This is a genomic window from Klebsiella sp. 64, from assembly GCF_018223915.1.
Classification (GTDB): Bacteria; Pseudomonadota; Gammaproteobacteria; order Enterobacterales; family Enterobacteriaceae; genus Klebsiella; species Klebsiella pneumoniae.
The window spans coordinates 34,353-53,925 of sequence record NZ_JAGRQZ010000040.1 but is presented as its reverse complement, the minus strand read 5'-3'; the positions used below and the strand labels follow the sequence as shown (position 1 = coordinate 53,925).

The window sequence follows — 19,573 nt, the reverse complement described above, 5'->3', positions numbered from 1 at the left end:
ATTACTCTTCAGAATCCCCAGCTTCAGAATCATCTGCGGTTTCGTTGGCGAAATCTTCGCGACGCTCACGGCGCTCGTCTTTCGCTTTAACCATCGGAGATGCTTCGGTAACAGCGTGCTTAGTACGCATTACCATGCTGCGGATAACGGCGTCGTTGAAGCGGAAGTTAGTTTCCAGCTCATCGATCGCTTCCTGCGGCGCTTCAACGTTCATCAGAACGTAGTGAGCTTTGTGCAGTTTGTTGATCGGATAAGCCAGCTGACGGCGGCCCCAGTCTTCCAGACGGTGGATCGTACCTGCTGCTGCAGTAATTGCACCAGTGTAACGTTCGATCATGCCCGGAACCTGTTCGCTCTGGTCAGGATGGACCATAAAAACGATTTCGTAATGACGCATCGAATTGCTCCTTACGGATTATTCAGCCTCCTGTCTGGGTCAGCCGCGGCCCATGGAGGCAAGGAACGTGTTAAAGGGCGGCTGAAAAATTGACGCGTCATTCTAATGGCGGCCCCTCAGGAACACAAGCGCATTTGCACAAATAATTCGCACTAAGCGCCAAGCTGGGCTAAGTGGGTGATTTAAAATTAACCAATAAAGGAAGCGGCATTTTTTTGAACAACTGCATCAGAAAAGGTCGCCATGCGATGAACGCGCAGCGATTACACTTCTATCAAAGCCCAACGATCACAGGAGAGCCCCGAGTCAGCGTCAGGACTGTCAGTCAGGAGCGTAGTATATGAAACTGAAAATCATCGCCATGATGGCTGCGCTTTTCTTCAGCGCCAACGCGCTGGCAGCTATCCAAATCACCGAACGTCAGGCCCGCAACATGGACGACGTGCAGAGCCTCGGCGTTATCTATATCAATCACAATATGGCCACTGAGCACGAGGCCGAACAGGCCCTTAGCCAGATGAGCGATGCGCAGGGGGCGAAATACTTTCAGCCTATCCTGATGCACGAACCAGAAACCAACGGCCCGCTTCGCGCCAGCGCGGTGATATACCGCTAACGCCTGCCCGATTCTTCGCCTCTCCTCGCGAGGGGCGAAGCGAGGTCTGCGCCCAAACGCAATTGAGAATTATTTTACAAACCGACTTACCAGCGTCATCGCAACCTGATTTAATCAGCCACTCGCCATTTGATAATCAGGAGTGATTGATGGTTCCGCGTTTCGCCACCTTAGGCCGTATCCCCAAAGGCGTTTGGGTACTCGGCGGCGTCAGCCTGCTGATGGATGTCTCCTCCGAGATGATCCACAGCCTCTTACCGCTGTTTATGGCCACTACCCTCGGCGCCAGCGTGATAATTATCGGTCTTATCGAGGGACTGGCGGAAGCCACCGCCCTGATCCTGAAGGTCTTCTCCGGCGCGATCAGCGACTATGTCGGCAAGCGTAAAGGACTGGCGCTGCTGGGCTACGGCCTGGGCGCGCTCAGTAAGCCGCTGTTTGCCATCGCCCCTACCGCCGGGGTGGTGTTTAGCGCCCGCATGATTGACCGCGTAGGCAAAGGTATTCGCGGCGCGCCGCGCGATGCGCTGGTCGCCGACGTCACCCCGCCGGAGATCCGCGGCGCCGCCTACGGACTACGCCAGGCGCTGGATACCGTCGGCGCCTTTCTCGGCCCGCTGCTGGCGGTGCTGCTGATGTTTATCTGGGCCAACGATTTTCACGCTATTTTCTGGGTGGCGGTCATTCCCGCCGTGCTCTCCATTCTCCTGCTCGGATTCGGCCTACAGGAGCCAAAATCCGCCATCGCGCACAAACGCAGCAATCCGCTGAAGCGCGAAAACCTGAAAAAGCTCTCCGCCGCCTACTGGTGGGTGGTCGCGATCGGCAGCATTTTCACCCTCGCCCGCTTCAGCGAAGCCTTTCTGGTGCTGCGCGCCCAGCAGATGGAGATCCCGCTCTATACCATCCCGCTGGTGATGGTGGCGATGAACCTGGTCTACAGCCTCACGGCTTACCCGTTCGGTAAACTCTCAGACAGCATGAGCCACAGCAAACTGCTGCAGTGGGGGCTGCTGGTGCTGATCCTCGCCGATATCGTGCTGGCGCTCAGCGGCCACTGGAGCACGCTGCTGATCGGCGTCGCGCTGTGGGGGATTCATATGGGAATGACCCAGGGCCTGCTGGCGGCGATGGTCGCCCATACGGCGCCACCGGAGCTACGCGGCACGGCGTTCGGTATGTTTAATCTGATGAGTGGCCTGGCTCTGCTGCTGGCCAGCACCGGCGCGGGGGTACTGTGGGAAACCTTCGGCGCCGCCTCGACGTTTTACGCCGGGGCGATAATTTGCGTGGTCACGCTCATCGGCATGCGCGTGATGCCGTCGGCCTATCGTCAGGATTAAAAACGGCCCCGGGGCCAGACCAGTTGCTTCACCGTGAGGGGTGAAAGCCCCGGAGCGCGCTATCTACTTTTGCCCATAGTAGGCGTTTGGCCCATGCTTACGCTGAAAATGCTTATTCATCAGCCAGCTATCGATGGGCTGCAACTGCGGATTAATGCCGCGGGCAATCCACGCCATGCGCGCCACCTCTTCCATCACCACCGCGTTGTGTACCGCCTCGTGGGCGTCTTTGCCCCAGGCAAATGGCCCGTGCTGATAGACGACGATCCCCGGCGTATGCAGCGGATTGGCCTCACCCAGCGCTTCGATAATCACCTGCCCGGTGTTCAGCTCGTAGGCCTCGTCCACCTCCTGTGCGCTAAGCGCCCGGGTGCAGGGAATATCGCCGAAGAAGTAGTCCGCATGGGTGGTGCCGAGCGCCGGGATCGCCAGCCCCGCCTGCGCCCAGGCGGTGGCGTGCGTCGAATGGGTATGCACCACCCCACCAAGGTCGGGATAACGGCGATAGAGCGCCAGATGGGTGGCGGTATCAGAGGAGGGACGCCAGCGCCCTTCCACCACGTGCCCCTGCAGATCAACCACCGACATGTCATCGACGGTCATTGACTCGTAGGCGATGCCGCTGGGCTTAATCACCACCAGCCCACGCTGCCGATCAATGGCGCTAACGTTACCCCAGGTAAAGGTCACCAGGCCGTAGCGCGGCAGATCCATATTGGCCTCGAACACCTGCTGTTTCAGCTGTTGCATTATGCCGCCTCCATCAGGCCCGCGCGGGCCATCCGCGCCTTCACCCAGTCACGCGCCTTCGCCACCTCCGCCAGCGGGTCAGCGCTGGTTTCGCTCCACATCTCAATCAGGTACGGTCCGCAGTAGCCGGTCTGCTTGAGCGTTTCGAAGCAGCGTTCAAAATCGACCACCCCTTCGCCGAACGGCACGTTTTTAAAGACGCCGGGCTTCGTGTCTTTGACGTGTACCGCCACGATATGCCCGCTCCCCGCCTTCAGCTCCATCTGGACGTCGTTATCCCACGCCGACAGATTGCCGATATCCGGGTAAAGCTGGAACCACGGATTATTCAGGTAATGGGCATAGCCCAGCGCTTTACTGATCGAGTTCATCAGCGGGTAGTCCATGATCTCCATCGCCAGGGTTACCTGGGCTCGGCTGGCCATCTCGACGCTCTGTTTCAGGCCGTCGCGAAAGCGGCGGCGCGTCTCATCGTTCGCCTGCTGGTAATAGACGTCGTAGCCTGCCAGCTGGATCACCCGAATCCCCACATCCTGCGCCAGCTGAATAGCTTTACGCATAATTTCCAGCCCCTGATGCCGCACCGCGTCGTCTTCACTACCCAGCGGAAAACGGCGATGGGCGCTAAGGCACATCGACGGCACCCGGACGCCGGTTTCAGCCACCGCCTTGACCAGCGCCAGACGCTGCTCCGGGCTCCAGTCCAGCCGCGCAAGGCGGGCGTCCGTTTCATCGAGAGACATCTCAACGAAATCAAAGCCCAGCGCTTTTGCAAGCTTTAGCCGCTCCAGCCAGCACTCCCCGGCGGGGAGCGCTTTTTCATAGATGCCGAGCGGAATGGATTTCGCCAACATAGTCGCTCCTTAACCCCACAGCTGGGCGATAGAGCGTTTAAACTGGCGCGCCGCTTCCACCGGCGAGGCAGCATCGCGGATGCTGCGTCCGGCAATAAAGACGTGAACAGGGATCCCGGCAAACAGCGGCAGGTCTTCCAGCGCCAGCCCGCCGGTGACGGTCACTTTGAAGCCCATATCAGACAGACGCTTAATCGCGCTGATATCCGCCTCACTCCACGCCACGCCTGCCGCCTGCGCGTCGCGGCTGCGGTGATAGACCACCTGCTGAATACCCGCCTCGCGCCACGCCTGCGCCTGCTCCCAGGTCCAGAAGCCGGTCAGCTCTATTTGCACATCGCCGTTGAACTCTTTGGCGACATCCAGCGCCCCTTTGGCGGTGTTGATATCGGCGCAGCAGATCACCGTGACCCAGTCGGCGTTGGCTTCGAAGCACATCCGCGACAGGATCTTGCCGGCATCGGCAATTTTGGCGTCCGCCAGCACGATTTTATGCGGATACAGCGCTTTCAGATCGCGCACCGCGCGTACACCTTCACCAACGCAGAGGATAGTGCCGACTTCAATGATATCTACCTCTTCGGCGATCAGACGGGTTGTTTCATAAGCGCTGGCCAGCGTTTGGTTGTCCAGGGCGACCTGTAACATAGGTAATGACATGATAGTGTTCCTTTTAAACAGCCGCCGCGGTGGCGTTTTTGATTAAATCCAGCACTTCCTGCTCGCTGCGGCAGGCGCGTAAACGGTCGAAATTGGCTTCGTCATCAAACAGGTTAACGATCTGCATGATGCCCACTTCCTGGTGGGTGGTGGCGTCAACCGCCGCCATGGTGATCAGGATGTCGACCGGGTCGTTATCTTCGTGGTTGAAAATCAGCGGTTTCTTTAGCGTGACCAGCGCAAAGCCGGTTTTTTTGACGCCCTCTTCCGGCCGCCCGTGCGGCATGGCTAATCCCGGAGCGATCACAAAATAGGGGCCGTGCTGCGCGACGCCGTCGAGAATTGCCTGGTAGTAGCGCGGTTCCACCACGTCGGCGGCCACCAGCAGATCGACGCCGATTTTCACCGCCTCCTGCCAGGTTTCCGCTTCCGCCTGCAGGCGAATGGAGTGATTCTGCGCCAGTGATTCATGGAGTTTCATGGCCGCTCCTTATTTCACGTCCTGCGGGAAATGAGCTTTAATCACCTCCAGCAGCTTTGGCCCGAAATCCGCGGGGGAAAGCATATTACGCACCCCCACCACGTGTTTATTGCCGGAGACGGTAATCTCCCCCGCGATATGGGTTGAAGCGATGATGATATCCGCGCCGTTTAGTTCGCTTTTGTATTCACCCACCGCGCAGCTGTTCACCGTGTGGTCGATATTGGATTGCGTCAGGAACTGATCCACTTTCATTTTCATGATCATGGAACTGCCTTGCCCGTTACCACACACAGCCAGAATACGTACGGTCATAATCAGAACTCCTTATTGGGCAGAGGCCTCTGCCAGTTGTTTTTCCGCGTCTTCTTCGGCGCGCAGCGCGCGGCCAGCGAAGAACATATAAGCGAGAGCAATCAGGATAATGACGGCCATAAACGCCAGCCCGATGGAGGCGAAGCCCTGCATCATCGGCGGCGCCAGAATCGACCAGTCCGCCATTCCCATCCAGGCGCTCATACCGGTGAGCTTCACCGCCCACACGCAACCGAAAATTTCAACCATGCCCATCACCAGGCAGATTTTGAGCGCCGCGCGCCAGCCGCCGAAGTGGTTGGCAAAGACGCCAATCGTCGCGTTGGAGAAGAACATCGGGATAAAGCCCGGAATAATCAGAATTGAAGAGCCAATGCCAACCAGAATGCCGACGGCAATCAGCTGGCCGATGGTGCCCCACATAAAGCCCCACACCACCGCATTCGGCGCAAAGCTATAGATCGCGGCGCAGTCAATCGCCAGCACCGCGCCGGGGATCAGGCGTTGCGAGATACCGTTGAAGGCTTCGGACAGTTCGGCGACGAACATCCGCACGCCCTGGGTAATGATGAAAATGGCCACCGCGAAGGAGAAACCGGTCTGCAGGATATAGACCGTCCAGTGGGTTTTCCCCGCCATCGCCTGCACGACGTCAATACCAAAGGAAAGCAGGATCGCGCCAAAGAAAATGGTCATGACAATCGCGGTGGAAACGATGTTGTCGTGGAAGATATTGAGCCAGCCTGGCAGCTTGAGGTCTTCCACACTCTCCTCTTTTTTCCCCAGATACGGCGCCACTTTGTAGGCAATCCATGAGGCAAACTGCTGCTGGTGACCGATGGAGAAGCCGCAGCCGTCGGTGACCAGCTGAGTCGGCTTGAACATCATGTTGGAGGTGATACCCCAGTACAGGGAGACCAGCACGGCGGTACAGATGATGGTCGTCCACATTCCGTAACCAAAGATAAAGAACGAGACGGCGATCAGCCCCGCCTGCTGAAACATGATATGGCCAGTCAGCATGATGGTGCGGATGCCGGTTATCCGGCGCAGCAGGACGTAACAGATGTTGAGCGCCAGCGCCAGCAGCACCGCATAGCCCACCCAGCTATAGGCCTCGCCCATCCGGTCGATGGTCGCCATCATCGAGGCATAGGTGTCAGAGATCGCGCCGTTGATGCCGTACACCTCTGACATTTTCGCCACCACCGGTTTAAAAGTGCTGGTGAGGATGCCGGAGCCGGCCTGTAACAGCATGAAGCCGATAATGGTTTTGATCGTGCCTTTAATAATCACGCTGACGCTTTTGCGCAGCAGGATATAGCCCAGACAGGTGACGATACCCAGCAGCAGCGGGGCATTGGTCATCACCTGATTAAAGAAAACGGTAAAGATGTTGTAGAGGATTGCCATAACACACTCCCGATGGTGAAGGCGCTGAACGCGCCTTACGCTCAGCATTTCTCGCTGCCCACTCTAATAATCAAAAATAATCACAACAAGATTGAATTTGATTAAATGTGACGCGCGCCGCAATAATCCTCTATTTCATTGTGACTATTGCCGATCAGTAGCGCCGAAACATAATTAAACACTTTCAAATCATATAGATAAAACAAAGCACAACCTTTATGGATGCTGGACCCCCTGAGAGATGATGCGCATCTCTTCGTAAAATTGAGGGAAAACAAGATTGCAATCTTGAAAATCCAGTGACAACATAAATCAAAACCAATCAAAATTTGATTAATATTGAAAATACGAGGAAGAGCACGATGAGTAAAGTACAGACCATCACCCGTGAATCATGGATCCTGAACACCTTTCCGGAATGGGGCAGCTGGCTGAATGAAGAGATTGAGCAGGAGCAGGTTGCGCCCGGCACCTTCGCCATGTGGTGGCTCGGCTGTACCGGTATCTGGTTAAAATCCGAAGGCGGGGCTAACGTCTGCGTCGATTTCTGGTGCGGCACTGGCAAACAGAGCCACGGCAATCCGCTGATGAAAACCGGCCACCAGATGCAGCGGATGGCAGGCGTGAAAAAATTACAGCCTAACCTGCGCACCACGCCGTTCGTGCTGGATCCGTTCGCCATTCGCCAGATTGACGCGGTCCTCGCGACCCACGATCACAACGATCATATTGACGTCAACGTCGCCGCCGCCGTCATGCAGAACTGCCCGGCCGATGTGCCGTTTATCGGCCCGAAAACCTGCGTCGACCTGTGGATCGGTTGGGGCGTGCCGAAAGCGCGCTGTATCGTCATGAAACCTGGCGATGTCGTGAAGATCAAAGACATTGAGATCCATGCGCTCGATGCGTTCGATCGCACCGCGCTGATCACCCTCCCGGCGGACCAAAAAGCCGCTGGCGTACTGCCGGACGGCATGGACCAGCGCGCAGTCAACTACCTGTTTAAAACACCGGGCGGCAACCTGTACCACAGCGGCGATTCCCACTACTCCAACTACTACGCGAAGCATGGCAACGAGCATCAGATTGACGTCGCCCTCGGCTCGTATGGCGAGAACCCGCGCGGGATCACCGACAAAATGACCAGCGCCGATATCCTGCGCATGGCAGAGTCGCTCAACGCCAAAGTTGTGATCCCGTTCCACCATGATATCTGGTCAAACTTTCAGGCCGATCCGCAGGAGATCCGCGTTCTGTGGGAGATGAAAAAGGATCGTCTGAAGTACGGCTTCAAGCCGTTTATCTGGCAGGTCGGCGGCAAATTTACCTGGCCGCTGGATAAAGACAATTTCGAATATCACTACCCGCGCGGTTTCAACGATTGCTTCACCATTGAGCCGGATCTGCCTTTCAAATCCTTCCTGTAAGTCGCCGCCGGCAGGCCCTGCCTGCCGGAAATACCCCGCCGCAGGGTTAGTATTTTCACATGATTTCAAATATCATCTTTGCCGTTCACTTTTAATCGGATTCGCTCATGACGGAAGCGCAAAGGCACCAAATTCTGCTGGATCTGCTCGCCCAAACGGGGTTTGTTACCGTGGAGCAGGTGATGTCGCGGCTCGGGATCTCACCCGCTACCGCCCGACGTGATATCAACAAGCTGGATGAAAGCGGCAAACTGAAAAAGGTTCGTAATGGCGCGGAAGCCATTAGCGAACAGCGCCCCCGCTGGACGCCGATGAACATCCACCAGGCGCAAAATCTGGATGAAAAAGTGCGTATTGCACGCGCCGCTTCGCAACTGATCGCGCCGGGTGAGAGCATCGTCATTAACTGCGGCTCCACCGCCTTTCTGTTGGGTCGGGAACTGTGCGGCAAACCGGTGCAGATCATCACCAACTATCTGCCGCTGGCTAACTACCTGATCGACCAGGAGCATGACAGCGTGATTATCATGGGCGGCCAGTACAACCGCAGCCACGCCATCACCCTCAGCCCCCACGGTAGCGAGAACAGCCTCTATGCCGGACACTGGATGTTTACCAGCGGCAAAGGGCTCACCGCCGAAGGCCTCTACAAAACGGATATGTTGACCGCCATGGCCGAGCAAAAAATGCTTAACGTGGTCGGCAAACTGGCGGTGCTGGTCGACAGCAGCAAGATCGGCGAGCGCGCCGGGATGCTATTCAGCCAGGCCGGACAAATAGACGTGGTGATCACCGGCAAACAGGCCGATGCCGCGATCCTCAAACAGCTTGAGGATCAGGGCGTCAGCGTAATCCGCGTTTAAAGGTGCTGCTGAAAAAAGGCGACCGTGGTAGCCAGCGCCTCTGGCGTAATGCGATGGCGGACGCCTTTCTGCCAGACACAGGTCAGCCTGGCGGCAAGATCCGCCTGCCGGAGCGCCTGTTCTAGTCGAAAGGTTTCTTCCGGCGGCACCACGTCATCGGCATCGCCATGCCAGAGCAATAGCGGCCGCCGGGCAAGGGACGCCAGCTGATGGCTGACATCCCATTCGTTGAGGCTATCGACATCAAAATCAGGCGAGGGGAACAGGGTTTGCGATAGGGAACGAAAATAGCCCGACCCCATCAGACAGGCGACGCTGTTCAGCTCGGGGTGATGCGTCATGATGCCCAGCGCCGTCATTCCACCCATCGAAGCGCCCGCCACCGCCAGCCGCTCCCCTTCCAGCCATCCTTCAGCGATTATCGCCTCGCGCAGCGCAGGAAACTCCCTGAAATTCTGCTGCAGAATCGGCCAGAAGCGCTGCATCCGCCCGGCCTCATCGCCCTGATAGCGCGCCCCATGCTCCGGCGCGTCCGGCATGATCACCCGGAATCCGGCCTCGGCCAGCGCCACCGCAAAGTAGCTGTAGACCAGCTTCGACGAGGTAAAGCCATGATAAAAGACGATACAGGGCAAGGGCTTATCCAGACTCTCCTGCGGACAGGCATGTAAAATTTCACCACCGCCGAGGTTGCGCATTTCTAGTGCAATCATTTATCGTCTTCCTTCTCTATCGTGGTTAGGCGTCATGGGAAAATTCATTCACCAGGCAACCCAGTTTGCTACGATTCATAATGTTGAGAACCCGGTTACGCTTTCACAACATTTTCATTCGAAAATCGCGTCAGAGATAACAGTTCGGGAACATTCCCCGGCAATCCTGTTAAGGCTACCACTACACTATCACTATCAGGAAACGAGATATGGTTATGCGCAGGTTTTCACCGTGGTTACTGGCTATCGTCCTCAGCGGGTGTAGCGCCCTGCAGGGAACGCCAGAAGCCCCGCCGCCCGCCACCGACCATCCGCAGGAGATCCAGCGCTACCAGACGGCTGGCCTGCAGAAAATGGCCACGGTGAGCGTACTGATGTACGGTTCGCCGATGGATGTCGAAGCGGCGCTGAAGGCCAAAGCAGAAGCAGCCAAAGCCGATTACTACGTCATCATCATGATCGATGACACCATGGTACCCGGCCAGTGGTATTCGCAGGCGATCCTCTATCGTCGATAACGAGGCGGCGTCTTTAAATCTGCTTTACACAGCTTTGCGTCCATTCACGTTCTCCTGTGCATAATAACGTTCGGCCAGCCACCTGGCAGGACGTTAGCAACGGACTGCCCTTGGGACTACGTGAAATGGAGCTGACGATGAAACGATCTTTTACCCTATCCAGCCTGCTGTTAACCGCTGCGACGGCCAATACGTCCGCGCAGTCAGCCGAATTCGCCAGCGCGGATTGCGTCACTGGCCTGAATGAAATCGGTCTGATCTCCGTCACTAATCTTTCCGGTAGCCAACAGGATGTAGAGCACGCCATTGCCCGCAAAGCAGACGAGCAAGGCGCCTCCTGGTATCGCATTATTCAGATGTACGAGGAACAACAGCCGGACAGCTGGCGCGTGCAGGCCATTCTCTACGCCTGAGGCGCCTGGCGCCCGCGCCCCATAGCCCGCAGCAGCAGGTCGTCGAGGGTCGGCGCGTCAAGACGTATGCCGCCGCGGGTGTCGAGCATCATCCGGCACCAGGCTTCGGCCAGCGGCGGCGAAGCATGGCGCAGCATCTGCGCCCCCGCGCCAAGACGATAGACCAGCCGGGCAATCTCTCTCCCCTGCTCTTCGGCGGGTCGTTTCAGCAGTTGCTGCAGCTGACGCCATGCGCGGTCGAGATGGCGGTTCTGTCCTTTCACCTCCGCACACTCCGCGGCCAGCAGCTCCATCGCCGCCGGCTGCTTGCTCAGCACCCGCATCACATCGAGGCACATAATATTGCCGGAGCCTTCCCAGATGCTGTTGACCGGCATCTCGCGATACAACCGCGGTAGTTCGCTCTCCTCGCAATAGCCGATGCCGCCCAGCACTTCCATCGCCTCGGCGACAAACGGGATACCGGCCTTACAGATGGCAAACTTGGCCGCAGGCGTAAACAGGCGCGCCCAGGCGCTTTCCCGGGCATCATCCCGACGGTCCCAGGCCCGCGACAGGCGAAACAGAAACGCGGTCTGCCCCTCCAGACGGAGCGCCATTTGCCCCAGCAGCTGGCGCATCATTGGCTGTTCGACCAGGTTTTTGCCAAACGCCTGACGCTGTAGCGCGTGATACAGCGCTACCGAGAAGGCGCGACGCATCAGGGCATGGCTGCCCAGCGCGCAGTCAAAGCGGGTCAGGCCGCCCATCCTGAGGATCTGCCGCACGCCGTCGCCTTCGTCGCCCACCAGCCAGCCGCAGGCCTCATAAAACTCCACTTCGCTACTGGCGTTGGAGCGGTTGCCGAGCTTCTCTTTTAAGCGTTCAAGACGCACGCCGTTACGCTGCCCGTCGGGCAGCAGACGCGGCACAAAGAAGCATGAGAGCCCCGCCGGAGCCTGAGCCAGCACCAGGTGAGCATCGCTCTGCGGCACCGAGAAGAACCACTTGTGTCCCACCAGTCGGTAAAACCCTTCCGCCGTTTTCTCCGCGCGAGTGGTATTGCTCAGCACATCAGACCCCCCTTGCTTCTCGGTCATTCCCATGCCGATCAGCAGGCCGCGCTTCTGGCCGCCAGGCGCAAGGTGCGGATCGTAACGGTCGCTCAGCAGTGGCGACAGCCAGTCGCGAAAGGGCGCGGGCAGGGCGTGCTGCAGCAGGGGCGTTGCGGCGAAGGTCATGGTAATCGGGCACAACGTCCCGGCCTCCACCTGGGCATGGAGCAGAAAGCGGGCGGCGCGGGCGACAAACGCGCCTTCGCGGGCATCCTCCTGCCAGGCGAGATTATGTACCCGGTTCGCGCACAGCCCCTGCATCAGCAGGTGCCAGGCGGGATGGAAGCGCACGTCGTCCAGCCGGGCGCCGGTGGCGTCATAGCGCAGCAGCTCCGGCGGATTGCTGTTGGCCAGGCGTCCCAGCTCCAGCGATTCGGCTGTCCCCAGCTGCTGGCCAATGCTGGCGAGCAGATCGCCATCCCAGCCGGCGCCTTCGCGGACCACTGCTTCACGCAGAGCGGTATCGGACAGAAACAGATTGCTGTTATTCAGCGGGGTGGGTTGATTAAAAACGGTGTGCGTTTGCCAGTGCATCGTGTCTCCCTCCATCAATGGCGATAGCCATAAGTATGGTTATCCGGAGGGATACTCGCCCGCGAGAGCGGTCACAAAAAAGCCATCCCGGAGGATGGCTTTTTTGATTCGTCGATGGTTCAGCTTAGCTGCGCTGGCGTACTGCTTCAAACAGACAGATGCCGGTAGCCACCGAGACGTTCAGCGAGGAGACGCTGCCCGCCATCGGGATGCTGATCAATTCATCACAGTGTTCGCGGGTCAGACGACGCATGCCTTCGCCTTCCGCGCCCATCACCAGCGCCATCGGGCCGGTCATTTTGCTCTGGAACAGCGTATGGTCGGCTTCCCCTGCAGTTCCGACGATCCAGACGTTCTCTTCCTGCAGCAGACGCATGGTGCGCGCCAGGTTGGTGACGCGGATCAGCGGGACGTTCTCCGCCGCGCCGCAGGCCACTTTCTTCGCCGTCGCATTCAACTGAGCGGAACGATCTTTTGGCACGATCACCGCATGCACGCCGGCGGCGTCGGCGCTACGCAGGCAGGCGCCGAGGTTGTGCGGATCGGTTACGCCGTCGAGGATCAGCAGGAACGGTTGATCGAGCTGCGCCAGCAGATCCGGCAGATCGTTCTCCTGATACTGACGCCCCGGCTTCACGCGGGCAATGATCCCCTGGTGCACAGCGCCTTCGCTCTTCTCATCAAGAAACTGACGGTTGGCCAGCTGAATCACCACGCCCTGCGCTTCCAGGGCATGGATCAGCGGCAGCAAGCGCTTATCCTCACGGCCTTTCAGAATATAAACTTCCTGAAAACGCTCAGGTGCGCGCTCCAGCAGTGCCTGCACCGCATGGATGCCGTAAATCATTTCACTCATTGATGTACTCGTTTTAGGTTCTGTTATCTGCCCCCTTCACCCCATCCTGCGTCAGCAGACTTCAGGGTGAAGGGAGGTCAATCACTCGGCGATCTTCTTCTTTGCCGCGCGCTTGGCTTTCGTCGCGGCGGCGATTTTCTGTGTTTTCGCCGACGGTTTTTTCGCTTTTTTCTCTTTCTTCGGTCGGGCGGTCTCTTTCTCTTTACGGAAAGCGCTGTCCGGCTCGAAGTTTACCTGCTTACCCACCTGGCGGCGACGGCCGCCCGGCTTGCCAGAGGTACTCTTTTTCGCTTTCTCACGGGCGGTCTTGCCGACATTACGCGGCGCACGCTCGCTGGAGATCAGGGTAAAGTCGATTTTCCGCTCGTCCATGTTGACCGCTTCCACACGGACTTCCACGCGGTCGCCCAGGCGATAGGTCTGGCCGCCGGACTCACCAATGAGACGCTGCCCCACCTGGTCGAAACGATAATAGTCGTTATCCAGGCTGGAAACATGCACCAGACCGTCGATAAACAGATCGTTCAGGCGGACGAAGAAGCCAAAGCCGGTCACGCTGGCGATCACGCCGGAGAAGATGTTGCCCACCTGATCCTGCATGAAGTCGCACTTCAGCCAGTCAGACACTTCGCGCGTCGCTTCGTCGGCGCGGCGCTCGGTCATCGAACAGTGCTGACCCAGCTGGAGCATCTCTTCCATACTGTAGTGCCAGCCGCCGGTCTCGGTGCTGTTGCCTTTATGTCCCTGCTCTTTGGCCAGCAGATACTTGATAGCGCGGTGCAGCGACAGGTCCGGGTAACGACGAATCGGCGAGGTGAAGTGGGCGTATGACTGCAGCGCCAGGCCAAAGTGACCGCGGTTTTCCGGATCGTAGACCGCCTGCTTCATGGAGCGCAGGAGCATCGTCTGCAGCATTTCGGCATCCGGGCGATCGGCGATGGAGGTTAGCAGTTCGGCGTAATCACGCGGCTCCGGCTTGTTGCCGCCAGGCAGCTCCAGTCCCAGCTCAGCCAGCACGGTACGGAAGGAGGTAATCGCTTCGGTGGTTGGCTTATCATGGATACGGAACAGCGCCGGCTCCTGCGCCTTCTCAACGAAGCGCGCGGCGGAGATGTTCGCCAGGATCATGCACTCTTCAATCAGCTTATGCGCATCGTTACGCTGAGTCTGTTCGATACGCTCAATACGGCGTTCGGCATTGAAGATGAATTTAGCTTCTTCACTTTCAAATGAGATACCACCGCGCTCTTCGCGGGCGCTCTCCAGCACTTTGTAGAGGTTATGCAGCTCTTCAATGTGCTTCACCAGCGGCGCGTAGTGTTCGCGCAGTTCCTGGTCACCCTGCAGCATATGCCACACTTTGGTGTAGGTCAGGCGAGCATGTGAACTCATCACCGCTTCATAGAATTTATAACCGGTCAGACGGCCTTTTGACGAAATCGTCATCTCGCACACCATACACAGGCGATCGACCTGCGGGTTCAGCGAGCATAGACCGTTAGACAGCACTTCCGGCAGCATCGGCACTACCTGCGACGGGAAGTAGACCGAGGTGCCACGACTGCGCGCTTCCGCATCCAGCGGCGTCCCCGGGCGCACGTAGTAGCTGACGTCGGCAATGGCGACCCACAGGCGCCAGCCGCCGCCGCGTTTCTTCTCGCAGTACACCGCGTCATCGAAGTCGCGGGCATCTTCGCCGTCAATGGTAACCAGCGGCAGCGAGCGTAAATCGACGCGTCCGGCCTTCGCCTCTTCCGGCACCTGTTCTTTGAGACCGGAAACCTGTTTTTCCACCGCCGGCGGCCAGACATAAGGAATTTCATGGGTACGCAGCGCCATATCGACGGCCATGCCGGTGCCCATGTTGTCGCCCAGCACTTCGACGATTTTACCCACCGCTTTGGTGCGGCGGGTTGGTCGCTGGGTCAGCTCGACCACGACCACGTAGCCCATCCGCGCGCCCATTATCTCTTCCGGCGGGATCAGGATATCGAAGCTCAGGCGGCTGTCGTCCGGGACGACAAAGCCGACGCCAGCGTCGGTGAAGTAACGGCCAACTATCTGGCTGGTTTTCGGCACGAGGACGCGGACGATGCGCGCTTCGCGGCGGCCCTTACGGTCCGCGCCCAGCGGCTGAGCCAGCACCTGGTCGCCGTGAATACAGGTTTTCATCTGTTCTGACGACAGGTACAGATCGTCTTTGCGCCCTTCAACGCGCAGGAAACCATAGCCATCGCGGTGGCCAATAACGGTTCCTTTGAGGAGATCGAGGCGTTCCGGCAGGGCATAGCACTGGCGGCGGGTGAAGACCAGCTGACCGTCGCGCTCCATCGCGCGCAGGCGGCGGCGCAGCGCTTCGGTTTGCTCTTCGCCCTCGATATTTAACTCGATGGCCAGCTCATCGCGGCTGGCAGGCTTTTCCCGTTTAGTTAAATGTTCGAGGATAAATTCCCGGCTCGGGATAGGGTTCGCGTACTTCTCAGCTTCGCGTTCCTGGAATGGATCTTGTGACATATCGGTTCCTCCGTTGTCATCTCCGGCAGAGTGGCGTCACTCCACCAGCAATAATTTATAAAGCGGTTGATTCTTCTCAACCAAATCAGCCAGCGTATAGTTATCCAGTTCCTTGAGAAAACTCTGCGCGGCTTCAGCTAGTGCCTGTTTCAGACGACAGGCTGGTGTAATGTGGCAAAACTCGCTGCTGCAGTTGACCAGCGATAAGGGTTCAAGGTCACGCACCACGTCACCGACGCGGATCTGTCCTGCTGGTTTGCCGAGGCGAATGCCCCCGTTCTTCCCCCGCACGGCAGTCACGTAGCCCATGCGACTTAACTGATTGATTATTTTAACCATATGATTACGGGAGACACCATAGACCTCGGTCACTTCCGAGATACTGGTCATTCGTCCTTCCGGCAGCGACGCCATATAAATCAGCGCGCGTAGTCCGTAATCGGTGAAACTCGTTAACTGCACATAAACCTCAGGGAAAAGAAAACAGGGTATGTCGAGCGACATCATTATTATTGATGATAAACCAGCCAGCGCTCAGGCCGCTAATTTATTTGAAATGGGGCGGGCGAACAGCAAAAACAAGGGCGCCCGAACGGCGCCCCTTGAGAGTGATTACGCGTCGAACGGATCGCGCAGAATCATAGTCTCGGTACGGTCTGGACCGGTAGAGATGATATCCACCGGCACGCCGGTCAGCTCTTCAATACGCTGGATGTAGTTCAGGGCTGCCTGCGGCAGGCCGCTGCGCTCTTTCACGCCGAAGGTGGTTTCGGACCAGCCCGGCATGGTTTCGTAGATAGGCTCGATACCTTCCCAGTTATCGGCAGCCAGCGGAGTGGTGGTCACTTCGCGGCCATCCGGCATACGGTAGCCAACGCAGATTTTCACTTCTTTCAGGCCGTCGAGGACGTCCAGTTTAGTCAGGCAGAAGCCGGACAGGGAGTTAATCTGCACCGCGCGACGGACTGCGACCGCGTCCAGCCAGCCGGTACGACGACGACGGCCGGTGGTGGCGCCGAATTCGTTACCCTGCTTGCAGAGGAACTCGCCAGTTTCATCAAACAGCTCGGTCGGGAACGGACCTGCACCGACGCGAGTCGAGTACGCTTTAATGATACCGAGAACGTAATCCACATAACGCGGGCCCAGGCCGGAGCCGGTCGCCACGCCACCTGCGGTGGTGTTAGAGGACGTAACGTACGGGTAGGTACCGTGGTCGATATCCAGCAGCGTACCCTGCGCGCCTTCGAACATCACGAAGTCGCCGCGCTGACGCGCCTGATCCAGCAGGTCGGATACATCCACCACCATGCTGGTCAGGATGTCGGCAATCGCCATCACATCGTCCAGCACTTTCTGGTAGTCAACCGCTTCTGCTTTGTAGAAGTTCACCAGCTGGAAGTTGTGATATTCCATCACTTCTTTCAGTTTATCGGCGAAAGTTGCTTTATCGAACAGATCGCCAACGCGCAGACCGCGACGAGCGACTTTATCTTCGTAAGCCGGGCCAATGCCGCGACCGGTAGTGCCGATCGCTTTCGCGCCACGCGCTTTTTCACGCGCCACGTCCAGCGCCACGTGATAGTCAAGGATAAGCGGGCAGGCTTCAGAGAGCAGCAGACGCTCGCGAACCGGGATACCACGGTCTTCCAGGCCCTTCATCTCTTTCATCAGTGCGGCCGGAGACAGCACGACGCCGTTACCGATGATGCTGGTGACGTTTTCACGCAGAATGCCTGATGGAATAAGATGGAGAACGGTTTTTTCACCGTTGATTACGAGAGTATGGCCGGCGTTGTGACCACCCTGGTAGCGCACAACATATTTAGCCCGTTCAGTCAGGAGATCGACGATCTTCCCTTTACCTTCGTCACCCCATTGGGTGCCCAGTACGACGACGTTGTTACCCATTTTTCAAAATCACCGTTTGCTTAAAAATGGATTCTACCATCGCTTTTTCAGAGTTACAGCACTTTTTGCATCCAAAATAAGGCAAATCCGACCACTTTTTGATCAGCCAATCGATTTCCTCAACATGTAGTAGATCACAATCCCGGCAACCACAAGTCCGCCGCCAAAACGACGCAATAAATTATCCGGTAGCTGGCTCAGGCTGGCTACCATCTTGCGCCAGGCGCGCGGATAAAGCAGCGGGCCAAGCCCTTCAAGTACTAAAACCAGCGCCAGCGCCAGCCAAATGGTGGAGTTCATCGTCAACCCTAATTGAAAAGTATCATTGCCGCCCTCGCGGGCGTCTCGGCCAGCATGGTGAATTCATTCCCTCATTTCACATTGTCCCGTATTTCAGCTTCATTATGAACCGGAAAGGTGAAACAAAATTCACAACTAATTGTATTGCTGGATATTTTTTAAATTGTAACTATGCCATCGCGTACTACAACCCGGTACGTCTACTTAATCAGGAAGATTATGATGAGAGAATTAACCGCATTTGAAATCGAAAATGTGAGCGGCGCAGGCTGGTTACAGGATGGTCTGGCGGCCTTAGGCAGCAAGGTCGGCGCAGCCGCATGGACGATGGGCACTGATGCCCTGAGCATTAACCTGCCACTGCTTGGCACCCTCAATCTGGCCGACCTGGCGCCGGACCTGGGCAAAACCCTGGGCGAAAGCGTTGGGTCGACTATCGGGGGCACCATCGAAAGTGCGCTGGCAGGCCTGCCGGTGATCGGCGGCCTGCTGAACAAGCTACTCGGCAACTAATTCCCGCCCTCGCAGCATGAAAAAAGGCGCCTGTTTCAGGCGCCTTTTCGCATTATTACTTCAGGTTTACACCTTCTCCGGCTTATTTACGCGCCGAATCCGGTGAACGCATATAGCGGAAGAAATCGCTGTCCGGACTCAGGACCATCACATCCTGATTGCTCTGGAAGCTCTTCTCATAGGCACGCAGGCTACGGATAAAGGAGTAGAAGCCTGGATCCTGGCTGAACGCGTCGGCAAACAGTTTCGCTGATTCCGCATCACCTTCACCACGCAGGATACGGCCCTGGCGCTCGGCTTCCGCCAGCGTCTTGGTGACTTCATAGTCCGCAGTCGCGCGCAGTTTTTCCGCCTCTTCCTGACCCTGTGAACGATGGCGACGAGCAACCGCTTCACGCTCCGCGCGCATACGGTTATAAATCGCTTCCGACACTTCTGCCGGCAGGTTGATCTGTTTGATACGTACGTCGACAACTTCGATACCCAGCGCCGCCATACTGTTCGGGTTGATCACCTGCACTTTACCGTTGGTTTCGGCTTCCACACGCTCTGCCGCTTTAGCAATCGCGTCGTCAGCCGCCGGGGTGCTAACCTCATCTTCCGTACCGGCCGAACCCGAGTTCAGCGCATCGCGCACTTCCAGGGTCAGGCGACCACGGGAGTCGGTGACGATATCTTTCACATCCAGACGACCAATTTCAGAACGCAGACGGTCAGAGAATTTACGCTTCAGCAGCACCTCGGCCTGGGAGACGTCGCCGCCGCCGGTTGCCAGGTAGTAACGGCTGAAGTCGCTGATGCGCCACTTGATATAGGAGTCGACGATCAGGTCTTTCTTCTCTTTAGTAACGAAACGGTCAGCCTGGTTGTCCATGGTCTGAATACGCGCATCCAGCATCTTCACCGATTCGATAAACGGGATCTTGAAGTGCAGGCCTGGCGCATACACCAGCGGCTTGTTTTCGTCGTCGCGCAGAACTTTACCGAAACGCAGCGTGATACCGCGCTCGCCTTCCTTTACGACAAAGACAGACATGTAGAGCACTACCAGCACGATGACAATGATCGCGATAACAGATTTACGCATC

22 protein-coding genes are annotated in these 19,573 nt (G+C 57.6%); 7 read left to right on the top strand and 15 right to left on the bottom strand.

What is annotated here, in order from left to right; genetic code table 11:
- Position 1: 1 nt before the first annotated feature.
- Positions 2–397, bottom strand: a complete 396-nt coding sequence (gene rpsF, locus KHQ23_RS23885) for a 30S ribosomal protein S6 (protein ID WP_002885691.1) — start codon at positions 395–397, stop codon at positions 2–4.
- A 340-nt stretch (positions 398–737) separates the two neighbouring features.
- On the opposite strand from rpsF, the gene KHQ23_RS23880 reads away from it, so the two are divergent.
- Positions 738–1,013 carry a DUF1471 domain-containing protein gene (locus KHQ23_RS23880; RefSeq protein WP_002885689.1) on the top strand — a complete coding sequence of 92 codons (276 nt, stop codon included), beginning with the start codon at positions 738–740 and terminating at the stop codon, positions 1,011–1,013.
- A gap of 149 nt (positions 1,014–1,162) precedes the next feature.
- The gene (locus tag KHQ23_RS23875; protein ID WP_004177693.1) at positions 1,163–2,356 is read left to right on the top strand and encodes an MFS transporter; all 1,194 of its coding nucleotides are present in this window, start codon (positions 1,163–1,165) and stop codon (positions 2,354–2,356) included.
- A gap of 63 nt (positions 2,357–2,419) precedes the next feature.
- On the opposite strand, the gene KHQ23_RS23870 is transcribed toward KHQ23_RS23875, so the two are convergent.
- From KHQ23_RS23870 to ulaA, 6 genes are read right to left on the bottom strand one after another with little or no spacing between them, the layout of a single operon-like run.
- Complete coding sequence (locus KHQ23_RS23870) at positions 2,420–3,106, bottom strand: L-ribulose-5-phosphate 4-epimerase (RefSeq protein ID WP_015959293.1); 687 nt, start codon at positions 3,104–3,106, stop codon at positions 2,420–2,422.
- Positions 3,106–3,960: an L-ribulose-5-phosphate 3-epimerase gene (locus KHQ23_RS23865; RefSeq protein WP_004210671.1), complete on the bottom strand. Its 855-nt coding sequence runs from the start codon at positions 3,958–3,960 to the stop codon at positions 3,106–3,108. The genes KHQ23_RS23870 and KHQ23_RS23865 overlap by 1 nt, the downstream gene beginning before the upstream one ends.
- A gap of 9 nt (positions 3,961–3,969) precedes the next feature.
- A complete protein-coding gene (gene ulaD / locus KHQ23_RS23860; protein WP_002885684.1) occupies positions 3,970–4,620 on the bottom strand; it encodes a 3-keto-L-gulonate-6-phosphate decarboxylase UlaD in 651 nt (216 codons plus the stop codon).
- Positions 4,621–4,633: 13 nt separating this feature from the next.
- Positions 4,634–5,101 carry a PTS ascorbate transporter subunit IIA gene (gene ulaC, locus KHQ23_RS23855; protein ID WP_002885683.1) on the bottom strand — a complete coding sequence of 156 codons (468 nt, stop codon included), beginning with the start codon at positions 5,099–5,101 and terminating at the stop codon, positions 4,634–4,636.
- A gap of 9 nt (positions 5,102–5,110) precedes the next feature.
- Positions 5,111–5,416 (bottom strand): PTS ascorbate transporter subunit IIB, encoded by a 306-nt coding sequence (gene ulaB / locus KHQ23_RS23850; RefSeq protein ID WP_002885682.1) that lies wholly within the window; start codon positions 5,414–5,416, stop codon positions 5,111–5,113.
- Between the two features lie 12 nt (positions 5,417–5,428).
- Positions 5,429–6,829, bottom strand: coding sequence for a PTS ascorbate transporter subunit IIC (gene ulaA, locus KHQ23_RS23845; RefSeq protein ID WP_002885681.1), 1,401 nt, complete (start codon positions 6,827–6,829; stop codon positions 5,429–5,431).
- A gap of 362 nt (positions 6,830–7,191) precedes the next feature.
- On the opposite strand from ulaA, the gene ulaG reads away from it, so the two are divergent.
- Both ulaG and ulaR read left to right on the top strand, forming a co-directional pair.
- Positions 7,192–8,256: an L-ascorbate 6-phosphate lactonase gene (gene ulaG / locus KHQ23_RS23840; RefSeq protein ID WP_004222078.1), complete on the top strand. Its 1,065-nt coding sequence runs from the start codon at positions 7,192–7,194 to the stop codon at positions 8,254–8,256.
- Between the two features lie 107 nt (positions 8,257–8,363).
- Positions 8,364–9,119 (top strand): HTH-type transcriptional regulator UlaR, encoded by a 756-nt coding sequence (gene ulaR, locus KHQ23_RS23835; protein WP_004177697.1) that lies wholly within the window; start codon positions 8,364–8,366, stop codon positions 9,117–9,119.
- On the opposite strand, the gene yjfP is transcribed toward ulaR, so the two are convergent.
- Positions 9,116–9,832: an esterase gene (yjfP, locus tag KHQ23_RS23830; RefSeq protein WP_004178343.1), complete on the bottom strand. Its 717-nt coding sequence runs from the start codon at positions 9,830–9,832 to the stop codon at positions 9,116–9,118. The two genes, ulaR and yjfP, sit on opposite strands and share 4 nt — an antisense overlap.
- Positions 9,833–10,041: 209 nt before the next feature.
- Here yjfP and bsmA point away from each other — a divergent pair, with 209 nt between their 5' ends.
- Positions 10,042–10,350 (top strand): biofilm peroxide resistance protein BsmA, encoded by a 309-nt coding sequence (gene bsmA / locus KHQ23_RS23825; protein ID WP_002885674.1) that lies wholly within the window; start codon positions 10,042–10,044, stop codon positions 10,348–10,350.
- 137 nt (positions 10,351–10,487) lie between these two features.
- Positions 10,488–10,763 (top strand): DUF1471 family protease activator YjfN, encoded by a 276-nt coding sequence (gene yjfN, locus KHQ23_RS23820; RefSeq protein ID WP_002885673.1) that lies wholly within the window; start codon positions 10,488–10,490, stop codon positions 10,761–10,763.
- Here the strand turns inward: yjfN and KHQ23_RS23815 are convergent.
- From KHQ23_RS23815 to KHQ23_RS23790, 6 genes are all read right to left on the bottom strand, one after another.
- Positions 10,754–12,391 (bottom strand): isovaleryl-CoA dehydrogenase, encoded by a 1,638-nt coding sequence (locus KHQ23_RS23815; RefSeq protein ID WP_032435467.1) that lies wholly within the window; start codon positions 12,389–12,391, stop codon positions 10,754–10,756. The genes yjfN and KHQ23_RS23815 overlap by 10 nt on opposite strands.
- A 124-nt stretch (positions 12,392–12,515) precedes the next feature.
- Positions 12,516–13,247: a 23S rRNA (guanosine(2251)-2'-O)-methyltransferase RlmB gene (gene rlmB / locus KHQ23_RS23810; protein ID WP_002885669.1), complete on the bottom strand. Its 732-nt coding sequence runs from the start codon at positions 13,245–13,247 to the stop codon at positions 12,516–12,518.
- Positions 13,248–13,328: 81 nt separating this feature from the next.
- On the bottom strand, positions 13,329–15,761 hold the full coding sequence (gene rnr / locus KHQ23_RS23805) for a ribonuclease R (protein WP_002885668.1): 2,433 nt from the start codon (positions 15,759–15,761) through the stop codon (positions 13,329–13,331).
- A 36-nt stretch (positions 15,762–15,797) separates the two neighbouring features.
- Complete coding sequence (nsrR, locus tag KHQ23_RS23800; RefSeq protein ID WP_002885667.1) at positions 15,798–16,223, bottom strand: nitric oxide-sensing transcriptional repressor NsrR; 426 nt, start codon at positions 16,221–16,223, stop codon at positions 15,798–15,800.
- Between the two features lie 150 nt (positions 16,224–16,373).
- Complete coding sequence (locus KHQ23_RS23795; protein ID WP_002885665.1) at positions 16,374–17,672, bottom strand: adenylosuccinate synthase; 1,299 nt, start codon at positions 17,670–17,672, stop codon at positions 16,374–16,376.
- A 102-nt stretch (positions 17,673–17,774) separates the two neighbouring features.
- Positions 17,775–17,972 (bottom strand): DUF2065 domain-containing protein, encoded by a 198-nt coding sequence (locus KHQ23_RS23790; RefSeq protein WP_002885664.1) that lies wholly within the window; start codon positions 17,970–17,972, stop codon positions 17,775–17,777.
- A gap of 222 nt (positions 17,973–18,194) precedes the next feature.
- On the opposite strand from KHQ23_RS23790, the gene KHQ23_RS23785 reads away from it, so the two are divergent.
- On the top strand, positions 18,195–18,485 hold the full coding sequence (locus KHQ23_RS23785; protein ID WP_002885663.1) for a hypothetical protein: 291 nt from the start codon (positions 18,195–18,197) through the stop codon (positions 18,483–18,485).
- Between the two features lie 82 nt (positions 18,486–18,567).
- Here the strand turns inward: KHQ23_RS23785 and hflC are convergent, their stop codons facing one another.
- A complete protein-coding gene (gene hflC / locus KHQ23_RS23780) occupies positions 18,568–19,572 on the bottom strand; it encodes a protease modulator HflC (RefSeq protein ID WP_002885662.1) in 1,005 nt (334 codons plus the stop codon).
- Between the last annotated feature and the right edge of the window lies 1 nt (position 19,573).

What these genes read in the sequence shown, in the direction of transcription:
- yjfP (WP_004178343.1), bottom strand. Translation starts at nt 9,832, where the DNA reads ATGATTGCACTAGAAATGCGCAACCTCGGCGGTGGTGAAATTTTACAT.
- hflC (WP_002885662.1), bottom strand. Translation starts at nt 19,572, where the DNA reads ATGCGTAAATCTGTTATCGCGATCATTGTCATCGTGCTGGTAGTGCTC.
- bsmA (WP_002885674.1), top strand. Translation starts at nt 10,042, where the DNA reads ATGGTTATGCGCAGGTTTTCACCGTGGTTACTGGCTATCGTCCTCAGC.
- ulaB (WP_002885682.1), bottom strand. Translation starts at nt 5,416, where the DNA reads ATGACCGTACGTATTCTGGCTGTGTGTGGTAACGGGCAAGGCAGTTCC.
- KHQ23_RS23865 (WP_004210671.1), bottom strand. Translation starts at nt 3,960, where the DNA reads ATGTTGGCGAAATCCATTCCGCTCGGCATCTATGAAAAAGCGCTCCCC.
- yjfN (WP_002885673.1), top strand. Translation starts at nt 10,488, where the DNA reads ATGAAACGATCTTTTACCCTATCCAGCCTGCTGTTAACCGCTGCGACG.
- rlmB (WP_002885669.1), bottom strand. Translation starts at nt 13,247, where the DNA reads ATGAGTGAAATGATTTACGGCATCCATGCGGTGCAGGCACTGCTGGAG.
- KHQ23_RS23880 (WP_002885689.1), top strand. Translation starts at nt 738, where the DNA reads ATGAAACTGAAAATCATCGCCATGATGGCTGCGCTTTTCTTCAGCGCC.
- rpsF (WP_002885691.1), bottom strand. Translation starts at nt 397, where the DNA reads ATGCGTCATTACGAAATCGTTTTTATGGTCCATCCTGACCAGAGCGAA.
- KHQ23_RS23870 (WP_015959293.1), bottom strand. Translation starts at nt 3,106, where the DNA reads ATGCAACAGCTGAAACAGCAGGTGTTCGAGGCCAATATGGATCTGCCG.
- ulaA (WP_002885681.1), bottom strand. Translation starts at nt 6,829, where the DNA reads ATGGCAATCCTCTACAACATCTTTACCGTTTTCTTTAATCAGGTGATG.
- KHQ23_RS23785 (WP_002885663.1), top strand. Translation starts at nt 18,195, where the DNA reads ATGAGAGAATTAACCGCATTTGAAATCGAAAATGTGAGCGGCGCAGGC.
- KHQ23_RS23790 (WP_002885664.1), bottom strand. Translation starts at nt 17,972, where the DNA reads ATGAACTCCACCATTTGGCTGGCGCTGGCGCTGGTTTTAGTACTTGAA.
- ulaD (WP_002885684.1), bottom strand. Translation starts at nt 4,620, where the DNA reads ATGTCATTACCTATGTTACAGGTCGCCCTGGACAACCAAACGCTGGCC.
- ulaC (WP_002885683.1), bottom strand. Translation starts at nt 5,101, where the DNA reads ATGAAACTCCATGAATCACTGGCGCAGAATCACTCCATTCGCCTGCAG.
- rnr (WP_002885668.1), bottom strand. Translation starts at nt 15,761, where the DNA reads ATGTCACAAGATCCATTCCAGGAACGCGAAGCTGAGAAGTACGCGAAC.
- KHQ23_RS23795 (WP_002885665.1), bottom strand. Translation starts at nt 17,672, where the DNA reads ATGGGTAACAACGTCGTCGTACTGGGCACCCAATGGGGTGACGAAGGT.
- ulaR (WP_004177697.1), top strand. Translation starts at nt 8,364, where the DNA reads ATGACGGAAGCGCAAAGGCACCAAATTCTGCTGGATCTGCTCGCCCAA.
- KHQ23_RS23875 (WP_004177693.1), top strand. Translation starts at nt 1,163, where the DNA reads ATGGTTCCGCGTTTCGCCACCTTAGGCCGTATCCCCAAAGGCGTTTGG.
- KHQ23_RS23815 (WP_032435467.1), bottom strand. Translation starts at nt 12,391, where the DNA reads ATGCACTGGCAAACGCACACCGTTTTTAATCAACCCACCCCGCTGAAT.
- ulaG (WP_004222078.1), top strand. Translation starts at nt 7,192, where the DNA reads ATGAGTAAAGTACAGACCATCACCCGTGAATCATGGATCCTGAACACC.